14 protein-coding genes are annotated in these 16,600 nt (G+C 70.8%); 7 read left to right on the top strand and 7 right to left on the bottom strand.

All coding sequences use genetic code 11. From position 1 onward, the window contains the following. Positions 1-39: 39 nt before the first annotated feature. Together aceB and P2L57_RS23770 are read right to left on the bottom strand one after the other, a co-directional pair. Positions 40-1,656, bottom strand: a complete 1,617-nt coding sequence (aceB, locus tag P2L57_RS23775; RefSeq protein ID WP_275817847.1) for a malate synthase A — start codon at positions 1,654-1,656, stop codon at positions 40-42. A gap of 156 nt (positions 1,657-1,812) precedes the next feature. Then, complete coding sequence (locus tag P2L57_RS23770) at positions 1,813-2,493, bottom strand: nucleotidyltransferase family protein (RefSeq protein WP_275817845.1); 681 nt, start codon at positions 2,491-2,493, stop codon at positions 1,813-1,815. 270 nt (positions 2,494-2,763) lie between these two features. Here P2L57_RS23770 and P2L57_RS23765 point away from each other — a divergent pair, with 270 nt between their 5' ends. Beyond that, on the top strand, positions 2,764-3,096 hold the full coding sequence (locus P2L57_RS23765) for a DUF5955 family protein (RefSeq protein WP_275817843.1): 333 nt from the start codon (positions 2,764-2,766) through the stop codon (positions 3,094-3,096). Between the two features lie 154 nt (positions 3,097-3,250). Here P2L57_RS23765 and P2L57_RS23760 read toward each other — a convergent pair whose 3' ends face one another. After that, entirely contained in the window at positions 3,251-4,066 is an 816-nt protein-coding gene (locus tag P2L57_RS23760; RefSeq protein WP_372515883.1) for an IclR family transcriptional regulator, read from the bottom strand. A 355-nt stretch (positions 4,067-4,421) separates the two neighbouring features. On the opposite strand from P2L57_RS23760, the gene allB reads away from it, so the two are divergent. Together allB and alc are read left to right on the top strand one after the other, a co-directional pair. Beyond that, entirely contained in the window at positions 4,422-5,783 is a 1,362-nt protein-coding gene (allB, locus tag P2L57_RS23755) for an allantoinase AllB (protein ID WP_275817841.1), read from the top strand. Continuing rightward, on the top strand, positions 5,780-6,892 hold the full coding sequence (gene alc, locus P2L57_RS23750; RefSeq protein ID WP_275817839.1) for an allantoicase: 1,113 nt from the start codon (positions 5,780-5,782) through the stop codon (positions 6,890-6,892). Before allB ends, alc begins: the two co-directional genes overlap by 4 nt. Before the next feature lie 180 nt (positions 6,893-7,072). Here alc and P2L57_RS23745 read toward each other — a convergent pair whose 3' ends face one another. The 4 genes from P2L57_RS23745 to P2L57_RS23730 are packed head-to-tail and all read right to left on the bottom strand — an operon-like array spanning position 7,073 to position 11,606. Continuing rightward, positions 7,073-8,431, bottom strand: coding sequence for a GH1 family beta-glucosidase (locus P2L57_RS23745; protein WP_372515892.1), 1,359 nt, complete (start codon positions 8,429-8,431; stop codon positions 7,073-7,075). A 34-nt stretch (positions 8,432-8,465) separates the two neighbouring features. After that, positions 8,466-9,305 carry a carbohydrate ABC transporter permease gene (locus tag P2L57_RS23740; RefSeq protein WP_275817835.1) on the bottom strand — a complete coding sequence of 280 codons (840 nt, stop codon included), beginning with the start codon at positions 9,303-9,305 and terminating at the stop codon, positions 8,466-8,468. After that, positions 9,298-10,275 carry a carbohydrate ABC transporter permease gene (locus P2L57_RS23735; RefSeq protein WP_275817833.1) on the bottom strand — a complete coding sequence of 326 codons (978 nt, stop codon included), beginning with the start codon at positions 10,273-10,275 and terminating at the stop codon, positions 9,298-9,300. Before P2L57_RS23735 ends, P2L57_RS23740 begins: the two co-directional genes overlap by 8 nt. An 11-nt stretch (positions 10,276-10,286) precedes the next feature. After that, a complete protein-coding gene (locus tag P2L57_RS23730) occupies positions 10,287-11,606 on the bottom strand; it encodes an ABC transporter substrate-binding protein (RefSeq protein WP_275817831.1) in 1,320 nt (439 codons plus the stop codon). 134 nt (positions 11,607-11,740) lie between these two features. Between P2L57_RS23730 and P2L57_RS23725 the strand changes: the two genes are divergently transcribed. The 4 genes from P2L57_RS23725 (at position 11,741) to P2L57_RS23710 (ending at position 16,473) form a co-directional block, all read left to right on the top strand. Beyond that, positions 11,741-12,976 carry an ROK family transcriptional regulator gene (locus P2L57_RS23725; RefSeq protein ID WP_275817829.1) on the top strand — a complete coding sequence of 412 codons (1,236 nt, stop codon included), beginning with the start codon at positions 11,741-11,743 and terminating at the stop codon, positions 12,974-12,976. 202 nt (positions 12,977-13,178) lie between these two features. Further along, on the top strand, positions 13,179-13,805 hold the full coding sequence (locus tag P2L57_RS23720; protein WP_275817827.1) for a bifunctional 4-hydroxy-2-oxoglutarate aldolase/2-dehydro-3-deoxy-phosphogluconate aldolase: 627 nt from the start codon (positions 13,179-13,181) through the stop codon (positions 13,803-13,805). Between the two features lie 104 nt (positions 13,806-13,909). Continuing rightward, positions 13,910-15,142, top strand: a complete 1,233-nt coding sequence (locus P2L57_RS23715) for a cytochrome P450 family protein (RefSeq protein WP_275817825.1) — start codon at positions 13,910-13,912, stop codon at positions 15,140-15,142. Between the two features lie 149 nt (positions 15,143-15,291). Further along, positions 15,292-16,473: a cytochrome P450 family protein gene (locus tag P2L57_RS23710; protein ID WP_303656623.1), complete on the top strand. Its 1,182-nt coding sequence runs from the start codon at positions 15,292-15,294 to the stop codon at positions 16,471-16,473. The last annotated feature ends 127 nt before the right edge of the window (positions 16,474-16,600 follow it).

Raw genomic sequence — 16,600 nt, 5'->3', positions numbered from 1 at the left:
CCCGGCCCCTGGGGGACCGGGTCCGCCGCCGGGCGCGGATCAGCCCAGCAACTCGTACGCGGGCAGTGTCAGGAAGTCCACGTACACCTCGTCCAACGACACCTGCAGCAGAAGGTCATGGGCCTGCTGCCACTTGCCCGACGCGAACGCCTCGGCGCCGATCTCCGTGCGGATCGCGGCCAGTTCCTCGGCCGCCACCCGGCGGGCCAGATCGGCGGTGGCCTTCTCGCCGTTCTCGAAGACCACCCCCGCGTTGATCCACTGCCAGATCTGGGAGCGGGAGATCTCCGCGGTCGCCGCGTCCTCCATCAGGTTGAAGATGCCGACGGCGCCGAGCCCGCGCAGCCAGGCCTCGATGTAGCGGATGCCGACCTGGACCGCGTTGCGCAGGCCCTCGTACGTCGGCTTGGCCTCCAGCGAGTCGATGGCGAGCAGTTGGTCGCCGGTGACGTGCACGTCCTCGCGCAGCCGGTCCTTCTGGTTCGGCCGGTCGCCGAGCACCGCGTCGAAGCAGGCGCGGGCCACCGGCACCAGGTCGGGGTGGGCGACCCAGGAACCGTCGAAACCGTCGGACGCCTCGCGGTCCTTGTCGGCCTTGACCTTCTCCAGCGCCTTGGCGTTGACCTCCGGGTCACGGCGCGAGGGGATGAACGCGGCCATGCCGCCGATGGCGTGCGCGCCGCGCTTGTGGCAGGTGCGGACCAGCAGTTCGGTGTACGCGCGCATGAAGGGTGCGGTCATGGCCACCGCGTTGCGGTCCGGGAGGACGAACTTCTCGCCGCCGTCGCGGAAGTTCTTCACGATCGAGAACAGGTAGTCCCAGCGGCCCGCGTTCAACCCGCTCGCGTGGTCGCGCAGTTCATAGAGGATCTCCTCCATCTCGAACGCGGCGGTGATGGTTTCGATCAGCACGGTGGCCCGGATGGTGCCCTGCGGAATGCCGAGGTGGTCCTGGGAGAAGACGAAGATGTCGTTCCACAGCCGCGCCTCCAGGTGCGACTCGGTCTTCGGCAGGTAGAAGTACGGGCCCTTGCCCTTGGCCAGCAGGCGACGGGCGTTGTGGAAGAAGTACAGGCCGAAGTCGACGAACGCGCCGGGGACCGGTTCGCCGTCGACGGTCAGATGGCGCTCGTCGAGGTGCCAGCCGCGCGGGCGCATGACGACGGTGGCCAACTCCTCGTCGGGGCGCAGCGCGTACGACTTGCCCTCGGGCGTGGTGAAGTCGATGCGGCGCTCATAGGCGTCGATCAGGTTGATCTGGCCGACGACGACGTTCTCCCAGGTGGGGGCGGAGGCGTCTTCGAAGTCGGCGAGCCAGACCTTCGCGTCGGAGTTGAGCGCGTTGATCGTCATCTTGCGGTCGGTCGGACCGGTGATCTCCACCCGTCGGTCGTCCAGCGCGGCGGGCGCGGGGGCGACCCGCCAGTCCCCGTCCCGGATCGACGCCGTCTCGGGGAGGAAGTCCAGGGTTGCGGTGCGGGCGATCTGATCGCGCCGCTCGGCGCGGCGCGCGAGCAACTCGGCGCGGCGCGGCGTGAACCGGCGGTGCAACGCGGCGACGAACGCCAGCGCCGCGTCGGTCAGCACCTCCTCGGATCGCGGCACGGGCGCGGCATCGACGACAACGGCCGGTTCGGACGGCGCTGCTGCGGACATGGCAGTCACTCCTTCACGCGCGGACCGTGTGCGGCGGTGGCGCGGTGGCGGCACGGGGTGCCGTGGATCGTGGGTACGGCGGCAGGGCTCCGGTCAGGTGTGCGGTCAGGCCGAAGGCTTCTGCTGCGTGGAGCATAGTTTCTGCATAGTGGAAGATCAACGGTCTGTGGCACCGAGTGCAGGGGGGGGCGTCGGGTCCGCCGAATCCCCGGAAAGATCGTCGGAAAGGAGCCGCAGGTCGGCGGGGGTGTCGATGTCGTAGGGCGCGGCGATGTCCCCGCATTCGACGAGTGTGATGCTGCTCTCGTGGGCTTTGAGGTAGGCCCTGGCGCCCTGGTCGCCAGCCGCGGAGGCGATGATCCCGGGCCAGTGGTCCGCGCCGAACAGCGCCGGATGGCCGCGCCGCCCGTCGTACGCGGCGGCGGCCAACGTGCCCGGTGACACCGGACCGGCTTCCCTGAGGACGCGGGCGATCGCGTCGGAGCCGATGCCCGGCTGGTCCACCAGTGAGACCAGGACGGCTGGTGCGCCCAGCGGCTGCAGCGACTCCAGCCCGGCGCGCAGCGAGGAGCCCATGCCCTGCGCCCAGTCGGGATTGTCGACCAGCACGCACTCGTCGAGACCGGTGGCCCGGGCCCGTACCTCCGGGGCGGCGGCGCCCAGCACCACATGGACCGGACGGCAGCCGCCGTCCCGCAGGACACCCGCCGCATGCTCCACCAGCAGGCCGCCGCGGTACGCCAGCAGGGCCTTGGGCCGCCCGCCCAGTCGGCGGCCGGTCCCGGCGGCCAGCACCAGGCCGGCCACGGAGGGCTCGGCGCCGTTATGTTCCACCATGCCCCCTGCATACCCCTTTCCGGTCCGCGGGGAAAAGGGGGACGTCTGCGCGAGCTGGGGAACGGGGATTTGATGGACGATCACGCGATGGTGACGGTGGGTGAGCGCGGCGGGCCGATATGGCGACGGTGTGTGAAAAACACGGTGCGCAAGGCCGCGAAATACCCTACCGGCAAAGGTTTTTAGGACGTATTTAGCTCTCTGTGTGGCGCGGTGTGCGGAGCGTCGCCTTTACTGGTCCGGCCTACTGCGCTCGAAGGGGAGTGCCTAGTGTCGAACGACCCGACCGGCGTGGGCCCGCAGGACCCACGGGTGGCGGAGCTGCGCACCGCCGTCACCCGGCTGCGCCGCGAACTGGCGGGATACCGTGGCCACTTGCCCGACCGTGAGATCGCCGAGGAAGAGCTGACGGCACTCGACGGCCAGACGGCCACCGGCGTCCCCGCCGGGGATCGCCTGCGCTACTCGCTTCTCCTCATCACCGGCGCCCTCGGTTCGGTGAGCGCGCTGGCCCCGGCCCTTCGCGAAGTCCGCAACGCGATCGACCTCTTCGGCCCGCTGTCCCCCCACCCGACGGTCCCGCCGTGGCGGGTCTCCCCGTAAGACCGCGCCGCGACCGCGGCGACCGGGCCGCGACACGCGTCCCCGCGAGGCACGCGACCAGGGGTCCGGGGCGCAGCCCCCGCGGAGGGGTGTTCGGGGGCCTCGAAGGGGACCGGGGCGCAACCCGCTCACCCCGAGCGGCCAACCTCCGCCGTCAGGCGGACCCCGCGCTGGCCAGGGCGGCCGACAACTGCCGAGCGATATCCCGCAGCACCGGAATGATCCGGTCCTGCGCCGTCTCGGTGACCCGGCCCGCCGGGCCGGAGATCGAGATGGCGGCCGCCGTCGGCGAGTCCGGCACCGTCACCGCCAGGCACCGCACGCCGACCTCCTGCTCGTTGTCGTCGACCGCGTACCCGGCGGCCCTGATCCGCTCGAGTTCCGCGATGAAGGCATCCGGATCGGTGATCGTCTTCTCGGTCGCCGCGGGCATTCCGGTGCGGGCCAGCAGTGCCCGTACCTCGTCCGCCGGCACGTTGGCGAGCAGCGCCTTGCCGACGCCCGTCGAGTGCGGCAGCACTCGCCGCCCGACCTCGGTGAACATCCGCATCGAGTGCCGCGACGGCACCTGTGCCACGTAGACGACCTCGTCCCCGTCGAGCAGCGCCATGTTCGCGGTCTCGCCGGTGGCCTCGACCAGCTCCGCCAGATAGGGCCTGGCCCAGGTGCCGAGCAGACGCGAGGCGCTCTCGCCGAGCCGGATCAGCCGGGGGCCGAGCGCGTAGCGGCGGTTGGGCTGCTGGCGTACGTAGCCGCAGGAGACCAGGGTGCGCATCAGCCGGTGAATGGTCGGCAGCGGCAGCCCGCTGCTGGCGGACAGCTCGCTGAGCCCCACCTCGCCACCGGCGTCGGCCATCCGCTCCAGCAGGTCGAAGGCGCGCTCCAGTGACTGCACGCCCCCGGCGCCTCCGTTGGGCGGCTTGGCCGCGCTCGAGGTGTTGGCGGAGCTGCTGGAGCTGATCGACGGCACGTCCGGTCCTCTCGAAGCCGCTGGGCCGCCGGGTAGCAGCCCGTCGGCAGTACCGCAGCCTACCGGGCGCCGCTGGCCCGATCGCCGCCGGTGGACTCGCGTATCCATGGTCCAGGGCGGGTTCGTCGGCAGGATCGAGGGGGCCGCCGTCCCCGCGTCGAGACCGCAACTGGTTGTTGCTACATTCTACTCTACGGAATCATGATTCCATTTCGTGGAATCGCCTGAATGTGTCGCTGCGCCCGGCCGCCCCTCCGGTGGCCTCTTGACGCCCCCTGTCCACGGGATGAAGATTCGTTCAACAGTGCGTTCAACAGAACGTTGAAGTCCGTCGGGTGGAAGAGGAGGGGAGCGCGTGTCCGACGTAGAGCTCGTACTGCGTTCGACGCGGGTCATCACGCCCGAAGGGGAGCGCCCGGCCGCCGTCGCGGTCAGCGCCGGACGGATCACCGAGGTCCTGCCGCACCACGCGGAAGTGCCCGCGGGGGCACGGGTCGTGGACGTCGGCGCGGACGCCCTGCTACCGGGGCTCGTCGACACCCACGTCCATGTCAACGATCCCGGTCGCACCGAGTGGGAGGGCTTCGACTCGGCCACCCGCGCCGCCGCGGCCGGTGGCGTCACCACCCTGATCGACATGCCGCTCAACAGCATCCCGCCGACCACCACGGTGGCGGCGCTGCGGACCAAGCGGGACACCGCCCGGGACAAGGCGCATGTCGACGTCGGCTTCTGGGGCGGTGCGGTACCCGGCAACGTCAAGGACCTGCAACCCCTGTACGAAGCGGGTGTCTTCGGGTTCAAGTGCTTCCTGCTGCACTCGGGCGTGGACGAGTTCCCGCAGCTGTCACCGGCCGGGCTCGAAGAGGCGATGGGGGAGATCGCCTCGTTCGGCGGACTGCTGATCGTGCATGCCGAGGACCCCCGTCTGATCGACTCGGCCCCGCAGCCGCGGGGACCGAAGTACGCGGACTTCCTGGCCTCCCGGCCGCGCGCCGCCGAGAACACCGCCATCAAGGGGCTCATCGCGGTCGCCGGGCGGCTCGGCGCCCGGGTGCACATCCTGCATCTGTCGTCCAGCGAGGCACTGCCGCTGATCGCCGCCGCCAAGCGCGAGGGGGTGCCGCTGACCGTCGAGTCGTGTCCGCACTACCTGACGCTGAGGGCCGAGGAAGTCCCGGACGGCGCGACGGAGTTCAAGTGCTGTCCGCCGATCCGCGAGGCGGGCAACCAGGACGCGCTCTGGCAGGGGCTGGCGGACGGGACGATCGACTGCGTCGTCTCCGACCACTCGCCGTCCACCATCGACCTCAAGCGCCTGGACACCGGCGACTTCGGCCAGGCCTGGGGCGGGATCTCCTCGCTCCAGCTCGGACTGCCCGCCATCTGGACCGAGGCCAGGCGGCGCGGCCACACCCTCAGCGATGTGGTGCGCTGGATGTCGAGCGGGCCCGCGGAACTCGTCGGCCTCAGCCGTAAGGGGGCCATCGCCCCCGGCCGCGACGCCGACTTCGTGGTGCTCGCCCCGGAGGAGACCTTCACCGTCGACCCGGCCGCCCTGCACCACCGCAACCAGGTCACCGCCTACGCCGGCCGCACCCTGCACGGCGTGGTACGCGCCACCTGGCTGCGCGGACAGCTCATCGCCGACCACGGGACGACCACCCGTCCCCGCGGCCGGCTCATCGAACGCGAACGAGAAGAGGAGCATGCATGACGCAGGTCACTCGCTTCACCGGCGACGCCAAGCCGTACGGAGGCGGCGAACCGTATGCCGACTACCGCAGCGCGGAGGTCCCGTTCGACCACCTCGTCGACCTCGCGGACCGCCGTCTCGGCGCCGGAGTCATCGCCGCCAACGACGAGTTCTTCGCCGAGCGGGAGAACCTGCTAATCCCCGAGCCCGCCGTGTTCGACCCCGAGCACTTCGGGCACAAGGGCAAGATCATGGACGGCTGGGAGACCCGGCGCCGCCGGGGCACCGGTCCCGACACCCCGCATCCGGCCGACGACGACCATGACTGGGCGCTGATCCGGCTCGGCGCTCCCGGTGTCATCCGCGGCATCATCGTGGACACCGCGCACTTCCGCGGCAACTACCCGCAGCAGATCAGCATCGAGGCCACCACCGCGCCGCTGTCCGCCGCTCCGGAAGAACTGCTCGCGCCGTCCACCCAGTGGACCGAGATCGTCCCGCGCACCCCCGTCGGCGGCCACGCCGCCAACGCCTTCGAGGTGGACCTCGAACGCCGCTTCACCCACCTGCGGTTGAACCAGCACCCGGACGGCGGCATCGCCCGGCTGCGGGTGTACGGCGAGGTCGTCGCCGACCCCAAGTGGCTCGCCGCGCTCGGCACCTTCGACGTGGTGGCGCTGGAGAACGGCGGCGCGGCCGAGGACGCCTCCGACCGCTTCTACTCGCCGCCCGCCAACACCATCCTGCCGGGCCGCTCCCGCAAGATGGACGACGGATGGGAGACCCGGCGCCGCCGTGACAAGGGCAGCGACTGGGTCCGCTACCGCCTCACCGAGCACGCCGAGATCCGGGCCGTGGAGATCGACACCGGCTACTACAAGGGCAACTCGGCGGGTTGGGCCGCGCTCTACGGGCAGGACCAGACCTCCGGCTCCGACGAGTGGTTCGAGATCCTGCCGCGTACCCGGCTCCAGCCCGACACCGTCCACCGCTTCGTGGTGGAAGCCCCGGCCGCCACCCATGTCCGGCTGGACATCTTCCCGGACGGCGGCATCGCCCGTCTGCGGCTGCACGGGTCGCTCACCGAGACCGGCGCCGAACGGCTGGGCGGGCGCACCGCCCGACTGTGACGGCGCCAACCATGGGGTGGCCGGGGTGAGTTGTCCCCCGGCCACCCCGCTCATCGCGGGGTGCGGCCGGGGCGGGACCGCAGGTCCACGCCGCGGGGTTACCGGCCATCTCGGCGGATGATGTGGGGCGAGCCCCCGGGAAGTCGCGGGCAAGGCCCATGCTCCCCGGCGGTGCCCAACTCAGCGCAAGACCCGTTGGGCGCGCCGATGATGTGCGGAGATCAGCTCGGCATAGTGGCGGCCGCTGGCCTTGATGGTGCGCTTCTGCGTGGCGTAGTCCACATGTACCAGTCCGAAGCGCTTCTCATAGCCGTACGCCCACTCGAAGTTGTCCAGCAAGGACCACGCGAAGTACCCGCCCAGCGGCGCGCCACGCCGCACCGCGCGGGCACAGGCCGCCAGATGGGCCGCCAGGTAGGCGGCTCGCTCGGGATCGTCGACCTGTCCGTCCGGATCGACGGTGTCCGGGTACGCGGCCCCGTTCTCGGTCACCAGGATGCGGCGGGCGCCGTACTCCTCCGTCAGCCGCATCAGCAACGTCTCCAGACCGCCCGGGCTGACCTCCCAGTCCATGGCGGTGCGCGGTACGCCGGGCAGGTAGACCTGGCGCGCGTGCGGCGGCGGCCCGGTCGGATCGTCGGCGACCACACTGCGGAAGTAGTAGTTGAGGCCGAGCCAGTCCAGGGGCGCCGCGATCGCCGCCAAGTCCCCTGGTCCGACCGGAGGTTCGGCCCCGTAGAGCTCGATCATGTCCTGCGGGTAGCCGCGGCCGTGCAGCGGGTCCAGCCACCAGCGGTTGCCGTGGCCGTCGGCGCGCACCGCGGCCGCGCGGTCCGCCTCACGGTCGGTGGCGGGCTCGCAGGGGCTGAGGTTGTTGACGATGCCGACCCGGGCGTCCGGCACCGCCGCCCGGATCGCCGCGACGGCCCGGCCGTGCCCGAGGTGGAGGTGGTACGAGGCGTGCACCGCCGCCGTCATATCCGTCAGGCCCGGTGCCATCCGCCCTTCCAGATGGCCGATCCACGCGGAGCACAGCGGCTCGTTGAGCGTCGCCCAGTCACGCACCCGGTCACCGAGCGCCCCCGCCACCACGGCCGCGTACTCCCCGAACCGCTCGGCGGTGTCCCGGCTCGGCCAGCCGCCCAGATCCTGCAGCGCCTGCGGCAGGTCCCAGTGGTAGAGCGTCGGATACGGGGTGATGTCCGCCTCCAGCAGCGCGTCCACCAGCCGGTCGTAGAAGTCCAGCCCCGGACGGTTGACCTCGCCGTCACCCCGCGGCACCACCCGCGGCCAGGCGATGGAGAAGCGGTACGCGGTGATGCCAAACTCCCGCATCAGCGCGACGTCCTCGCGCCAGCGGTGGTAGTGGTCGCAGGCGACGTCCCCGGTGTCGCCGTTCGCGACCTTGCCGGGGGTATGGCAGAAGGTGTCCCAGATCGACGGCTGACGGCCGCCGTCCCGCGCGCCGCCCTCGATCTGGTACGCGGATGTGGCGGCGCCCCAGACGAAACCGGCGGGGAAGGCAGCGAGGTCGTCCACACTGTGCTCGGTCACAACAGCCCTTCCGAAGAGTTCACTTGACGGCACCGGCGGTGAGACCGGCGACCAGATAGCGCTGCAGCAGCAGGAACCCCGCGACAACGGGGACGCTCACCACCAGTGAGGCCGCCATGACCTGGTTCCAGTAGACATCGGTCTCGGTGGCGTAGCCCTGAAGTCCGACGGCGAGCGTGCGGGTGGTGTCGTTGGTCATCACGGAGGCGAACAGCACCTCGCCCCACGCGGTCATGAAGGCGTAGACGGCGACCGCGACGATGCCCGGGACGGCCGCCGGGACCACCACCCGCAGCAGCGCCCCCAGCGGCCCGCAGCCGTCGGTGAGCGCGGCCTCGTCGAGATCGCGCGGAATGGAGTCCAGGTAGCCGACCAGCATCCAGATCGAGAAGGGCAGTGAGAACGTGAGATAGGTGAGGATCAGCCCGCCACGGCTGCCGTAGAGGGCGATGCCAGTGGCGTTCCCGATGTTGACGAAGAGCAGGAACATCGGCAGCAGGAAGAGGATCCCCGGGAACATCTGCGTGGACAGCACCGTCACCGTGAACAGCCGCCGACCCCGGAAGCGGTGCCGGCTCACCCCGTAGGCGGCGAAGACCGCGACCACTACGGAGGCCAGCGTCGAACCCGTCGCGACGATGAGCGAGTTGACGAAGTAGTGGGCGAGCGGAACGGTGTGCCAGATGTCGAGGTACGGCCGCAGCGTCAGCCTGCCGGGCAGCCAGCGGAAGGCGCCCTGCACCTCGGCCAGCGGTTTGAGCGAGGCGCTCAGCATCACGTAGACCGGGGTGAGGGCGAAGGCGGCGAGCAGGGTGAGCACGATCCGCCGGGTCCACACGAAGGCTCTGGTCTCACGCATCGGCGTCCCTCCCGCGGGTGGTGGCGATCAGGTATCCGGCCGTCACCAGCAGCAGGAACAGCAGCAGGAGCACGGACATCGCCGCCCCGGAGCCGAAGTTCCAGGTGATGAACGACGACTGGTAGATGTGGATCGAGATCACGTCGGCGGCGTCCGGCGCGGACTTGCCGAACAGCACGTACGGCGTGTTGAAGTCGTTGAACGTCCACAGGAACAGCACCAGGACCAGCACCTGGTTGACCGGCCGCAGCGACGGCATGGTGATCCGCCGGATCTGCTGCCAGATCCCCGCGCCGTCCATCGCCGCGGCCTCGTACAGCTCGCGCGGGATGTTCTGCAGTCCGGCGGTCAGGCACAGGAAGGCGAACGGCCAGGAGCGCCAGACCGAGACCGTCACCAGCGCCGCGAAGCTGTTGCCGCCGATCAGCCAGAACGGGTGGCCGGAGGCGAGGTGCAACTGGTCGTGGAAGAGGTGGTTCACCAGGCCGTTGTCCCGCTGGAACATGAACGACCAGGTGATGACGGCCGCGTATACCGGCAACGCGTACGGGATGAGGAAGACCCCGCGCAGCAGCGCCCGGCCGCGGAAGCGCTCCTGCGTCAGGATCGCCGCCGCCGTGCCCAGCAGCCAGGACAGCCCGACGGACAGGACCGTGAAGCCGCAGGTGATGAGGAAGGAGTGGAGCAGCGCCTGGCCGACGGGGGCGTCGAACCGCACCGCGACCCGGTAGTTGCCGAGCCCGGTCCAGGGCGCCGAGCCCCAGTCGCGGACGAAGAACTGGGTGAGCTCCTTGAAGCTCATCACGGCGCCGACGGTCATCGGGACCAGATGGACCAGCAGTTCCAGGACGAGCGCGGGCAGCAGCAGCACGTACGGCAGCGCGGCACGGCGCAGTCGCACCGCGCGCCGGGGTCCGCGAGCGGGCGCCTCGGCGGCAGGGGAGGGCGGGGCGGCGGTCGTGACCGTCATCTGACGTCACCTCAACTCGTCGGCAGTTGCTGCTGGGCCTTGGTGAGGGCGGCGCGCACGCTCGCCTCGGTGACCGGGCGGCCCGCCGCCGCGTCGGCGAACAGGTCCTTGACGGCGGTGCCGACCAGCGTCTCGAACTGGCTCTCGTCGGGGACCTGGGGGAGCGGCGTGGCGGTGCGGGCCAGCACCTCGCGCAAGGTGGTCAGGTCCGCGCTGGCGAAGGCGGGATCGCCTTGGGCCTGAGTGACCGGCGGGATGGAGCCGTAGGCGGCGTTGAGCGTCTTCTGCTCCGTGGTGCTGGTCATGAACTTCACGAACTTCACCGCGCCGTCGTGGTTCTGGCTGTTCCTGAAGACCGCGAGATTGATCCCCGCGACCATGGAGTCGACCCGGGTCCGGCCCGAGGCGTCGGCGGTCTGGAACGGCACCGGGGCCACACCGTAGTCGTCCGGCCGCATCCCATGCGCCTTGAGGGACGATGCGGCCGACTGCCACATCAGCATCGCGGCCTTGCCGCTGGCGAAGTCCTGTACGGACTGCTGGGCGGCGTACTCGGCGTCGCCTGGAGCGGTGATCTTGTCCTTCGCCATGAAGTCGACGAACTGCTTGACGGCGGCGACGGCCCGCGGTGAGTTGAAGCGGGGCCTGCCGTCGGCGGTGAAGAAGTCGGCCGAGTGCTGCTGGCCGAGGATGAAGGCGTGGTGCGCGTTCTCCGCGAAGCTGGCGCCCTCGACGGCCAGGCCCCAGTGGCCCGCGCCGGTGAGCTTGCGGCCGTCGGCGGTCAACTCGTCCCAGGTGGCGGGTGGTCGGGCAATGCCCGCTTGGCGGAACAGCTTGCGGTTCCAGTACAGGCCGTACGACAGGGAGTACAGCGGTACGGCGGCCGGGTCCCTGCCGGCCGCGCCGGTGGCCGCGAGCGCGGCGGGTGCGAAGCGGTCCCGGCCGCCGATGGCCGCCAGGGTGCCGGCGTCGAACGGCATCAGCGCGCCGGTCGCCTGCAGCGAGGCGGACCAGGTGTTGCCGATGTTCAGCACGTCCGGGCCCTGACCGGAGATGGTGGCGGCGAGGACCCGGTTCAACAGATCGGGCCAGCCGATGACTTCGAGCTTGACCTTGATCCCGGTCTGCCGCTGGAACTTCGCCAACTCGGGGGCGAGCACCCGTTTGTCGTCCGCCAGGCTCGCGCCCTGGTTGCTGGCCCAGTAGGTGAGGGTCCTGGGGTGCGCGTTGCCGCCGCTGCCGGAGATCGTGGTACCGCCGCCGCAGGCGGTGGCGGTGAGGGCGAGGGCGGCGGCGACAACCGCGAGTGCCCGGGCCTTGGGATTCGGCACGGTGAGGCCCCTTGTTCGGGAAGTGAACACCTTCACGCCTTAATTCAAGCCGTGATTTAAACTGTGTGAAAACCCGGCGTCAAGGCAACTGGCAGCGATAGGTTCGGCGTGTCGGGGGAGGGGAGTCAGAGGGCATGCCGGACAGGACCCAGCGAACTGTACGTGACCTGCGCCGGGGCAACCGCTCCGCGCTGCTGCGGCATCTGTACTTCGAAGGACCGCTCAGCCGCCTGGAGTTGGGACGGGACACCGGTCTGAGCGCCGGATCGGTCAGCAACGTGGTGGGCGAGCTCATCGCCGACGGCCTCGTGGAACGCGCCGGAGTGGCCGACTCCGACGGCGGCCGCCCCCGCATCCTGCTCAAGGTGGCCGCCGGCTACGGCCACCTGGTCGGCGTGGACGTCGGCGAAACCCGGGTCAGGGTGGGTCTGTTCGACCTCGACCTGACCGAGCTGGCCGTCACCGAACACCTGTTGTCCGACGGCGGGCGGGACGTGGACCACGTCGTCCGACTGGTCGCCGACGGGCTGCGGTCCGTCACGGCCGACGCGGGCATCGAGCCGGCCACCGTGCTGGGCGTCGGGGTGGGGGTGCCCGGGATCGTCGAACAGGGCTGGGACAGCGCCGTCGTGCACGCTCAGACCATCGGCTGGGACGCCGTCCCACTCGGTCGGCTGCTGCGTGCCGGAACGCGACTGCCGCTCTACATCGAGAACGGCGCCAAGACCCTCGGCCAGGCCGAGATGTGGTTCGGCGCGGGCCGCGGCGCGCGCGACGCCGTGATCGCGCTCATCGGCTCCGGCGTCGGCGCGTGTGTGGTCGCCGACGGCAAGCCGTACCGAGGGGCCACCTCCAGTGCGGGCGAGTGGGGGCACACCACGATGCGGGTGGGCGGCCGCCGCTGCCGGTGCGGAGCCCGCGGCTGCCTGGAGGCGTACGTGGGCGCCGCGTCGCTGCTTCAGCGGTGGCGCGGCGCACCGGCCGGGATGGGTGAAGAGGCCGCGCTGGCCGCCTTGTCGGAGCGCGCCGGGCACGACCAGGAGGCGGCGGCGCTGTTGGACGAGACGGCCGAGTACCTCGGTGCGGGCATCGCCGACCTGGTCAACCTCTTCAACCCCGAACGCATCGTCCTCGGCGGCTGGGCAGGGCTGCTGCTCGGACCGCGGCTGCTGCCCGCCGTCCGTACCGCCGCCGCCGAGTACGCGCTGCGGCAACCCGGTCGCCATGCCTCGATCGAACTCGGCCAACTCGGCACCGACGCGGTCACCGTGGGAGCGGCGACGCTGCCGTTGGCCCACTTCCTGGACAGCGGAGGGCGGGCGCCCTCCGCCGCCGGGAACTCGGCGGCCCGCACAGTCCGTTGGGCATGACGGGGGGGAGCGCACGCCCCCACCCGTACCACCCGCACGCTGCAGCCCGTGCGGGTCGGCGGCCTTCCCGCGCGGGGAACTGTCGGTGGCGACCGATAGCCTTCCGCAGGAGACAGCCCTTCACGACTGACAGTCCTTCGCCGACCACCGGCCCCTCGGACGAGACGGGCCCAGGCCGAACAGGAAAGGACGGCGAGCCGCCGTGTACCGCTGGGAGATCACTCGGGCCGCACTGGCCCAGCGGGTCTTCGCCACCATCCGCACCGACAGCTACGACCAGGCCGCCGGGTTGGCCGACACCCTGCTGTCCGCGGGGCTCACCACCCTGGAGATCTCGCTGACCACACCCTTCGCGCTGGAAGCGGTCACCACGCTGGTGCGCGAGGTCGGCGACGACGCGATCATCGGCGCGGGCACGGTGCTGGACGGCGCCTCCGCCCGGATGGCCGTCGACGCCGGAGCCCGGTTCCTGGTCGCGCCCAACCTCGACACCGAGGTGATTTCCACCGCCCACCGCTACGGCATCCCCGTCTTCCCCGGTGCCGCGACCGTGAACGAGATCGTGCGCGCGCTGGAACTCGGGGCGGACGCGGTCAAGTTGTTCCCCGCGTCCGCCGTCACCCCTCGCTGGCTGGAAGACGTTCGTGCCGCGCTGCCCCAGGCACCCCTGCTCCCCGCCGGAGGCATCACCCCGGACACCGCCCCGCAGTGGCTGGCCGCCGGAGCGGTCGCCTGCGGCATGGGCACCGCGCTGGTGGAAGGCGACCGGGAAACCGTCGCGAAGCGCGTCGCCGACCTCCTCGGACGCATCGCCGACCTCGCGGAGTAGTGGCCTCTCCTCCCTGCGGCTGACGCCGTGCCACCCAACTCGGCTTATCGTGATGGCTAGTTGATCTCCAGGCCCACACGGCAGACCACGGGGGGTACGGCCCGATGACAGAACAGGCCACCGAGCAACCGGCAGTCGACCTGAGGGCGTACGGATCGGCGTTTCACGCCGATCCGTACCCTGTCTACGCGGAACTGCGCGAGCGCGGCCCGGTCCACCGGGTGATCACACCTGAGGGCGACACGGGCTGGCTCGTCGTCGGCCATGACGAGGTGCGTGCCGCGCTGGCCGCCCCGACACTCTCCAAGGACTGGACGAAGTCCGCCGACGACTGGGTACCGGACGATGAGCAGGGCGAACTCGTCCGCCATATGCTCAACTCCGACGCACCACGGCACACCCGGCTGCGCAGGCTGGTCGCCAAGGAGTTCACCCCGCGCCGCATCGAGGCACTGCGGCCGCGTGTACAGCAGCTCACCGATGAACTCCTGGACGCGATGGCCGCGTCACCTTCCGGTGGCCACGCGGATCTGGTGGAGGCGCTGGCGTTTCCGCTGCCGATCGCGGTGATCTGCGAGCTGCTCGGGGTGCCGTTCATGGACCGTGAACCGTTCCGTGAGTGGTCGAACACGCTGATCACACCGCATGGTGACGCCGAGCGGGAACAGGCGGCCGTCACCGCGATGGCCGGCTACCTGTCGCAGATGGTGGAGCACAAGCGCCGTGCGCCCGGCGACGATCTGATGAGCGCGCTGATCCGCACCACCGACGAGGACGGCGACCGGCTCTCGCCGCAGGAGCTGACCTCGATGGCCTTCCTGCTCCTTGTCGCGGGCCATGAGACCACCGTCAACCTGATCACCAACGGCGTTCTCGGGCTGCTGACCCATCCCGAGCAACTGGCCGCCCTGCGCGCCGACGTGACCCTTGTCGACAACGCCGTCGAGGAGATGCTCCGCTGGGACGGCCCGGTGGAGGGCGCGACCGCCCGTTTCACCACCCAGCCCTACGAGGTCGGCGGCACGGAGATACCCGGGGGCGGCGAGTTGGTGATCCTCAGCCTCGCTGCCGCGGACCGCGACCCGAATCGCTACCCGGACCCGAACCGCTTCGACATCCGCCGCCAGGCTGGCGGTCATGTGGCTTTCGGTCATGGCATCCACTTCTGCCTGGGCGCCCCGCTGGCCAGGATGGAGGGCCAGATCGCCATCCGCTCCCTGCTGAATCGTTTCCCCGACCTCGCTCTGGACACCGCCCCGAGCACCCCCGACTGGCGTCCCGGGCTACTGATCCGCGGGGTGCGACGGCTGGCGGTCCGCTGGACGCCGCAGGGCTGACCGGCCGGGGGCGGTGTGCGGGGCGGCTGCCGTGCACCGGATTCGGCCGGATCTGCTGTTCAACGAGGCCGGACCGCTGACTAGCGTGACGGAAGTTCTGGATGAGAGGGCGCGCGGTGAGGGCGGACGAAGTGATCGATCTGGCGGCAATGGGTGAGGACTTCGTCCGCGACCCCTATCCGGTGTACGCGGCACTGCGTGAGCGCGGACCCGTGCACCGGGTGCGAATACCCGAGGGCGCCGACGCGTGGTTGGTCGTCGGGTATGAGGCGGGGCGTGCCGCGCTGGCCGACCCGCGGTTGTCGAAGCGGTGGGAGAAGGCCGCCGAAACCTTCCCGCTGAGCAGCCCGGCCGCCGGAACCCATATGCTCAACTCGGATCCGCCGGATCACGCACGGCTGCGCAAGCTGGTAGTCAAGGAGTTCACCCCGCGCAGGGTCCAGGGTCTCGCGCCGCGCATCCAGGAGATCACCGACCGGCTGCTGGACGCGATGCTCGCGGAGCCGGACGGCCGGGCCGATCTGGTGGAGGCGCTGTCGTTCCCGCTGCCGATCGCGGTGATCTGCGAACTGATCGGCGTGCCGACACTCGACCGGGAGGCGTTCCGCAACTGGTCCAACAACGCGCTGTCGGCCATCGATCCCGCCGTACGGTACGCGGCCGTCCAGGAGGTGACCGCCTATCTCGACCGGCTGCTGGACGACAAGCGGCGCGCGCCCGGCGACGATCTGATGAGCGCGCTGATCCGCACCACCGACGAGGACGGCGACCGGCTCTCCGCCGAGGAACTGCGCGGTACCGCCTGGCTGTTGCTGGTCGCCGGACACGAGACCACGGTCAATCTCATCTCCAACGGCGTACTGGCGCTGCTGACCCACCCGGAGCAACTGGCCGCGCTGCGCGCCGACTTCACACTGATCGGCAACGCCGTCGAGGAGATGCTGCGCTGGGACGGCCCGGTGGAGACGCCGACGTACCGGTTCACCACCGAGCCGTACGAGGTGGGCGGGACCGTGATCCCCGGCGGCGGCGAGCTGGTCCTGGTGGCACTCGCCGACGCGGACCGCGACCCGGACCGCTTCCCCGAGCCCAACCGCTTCGATATCCGCCGTCCGACCGGCGGCCATGTGGCCTTCGGGCATGGCATCCACTTCTGCCTGGGCGCGCCGCTGGCGCGCCTTGAGGCCCGGATCGCCATCCGTACGCTGCTGGAGCGCTGCCCCGACCTCGCGCTGGACGCCGGCCCCGCCGCCCTCACCTGGCGCGAGGGCATGCTGATCCGCGGCCCGCACCACCTGCCGGTCCGCTTCGGCTCCGGACCGAGGTCCTAGTAGGGCTTGGTCATGTTGATCTTGGCGGTGCGTGTCCTTCGGCCGCTGCATGCGTTGAAGGTGTGTGACGCCGGAAGAAATCGCAGCCATCCGTGGCGAGTTGGAAGCATTCGCAGCTGATGTCTTC

It is taken from the genome of Streptantibioticus ferralitis, assembly GCF_029223525.1.
GTDB lineage: Bacteria > Actinomycetota > Actinomycetes > Streptomycetales > Streptomycetaceae > Streptantibioticus_A > Streptantibioticus_A ferralitis.
The sequence above is the reverse complement of the archived record's forward strand: the minus strand, read 5'-3'. Positions and strand labels throughout refer to the sequence as shown.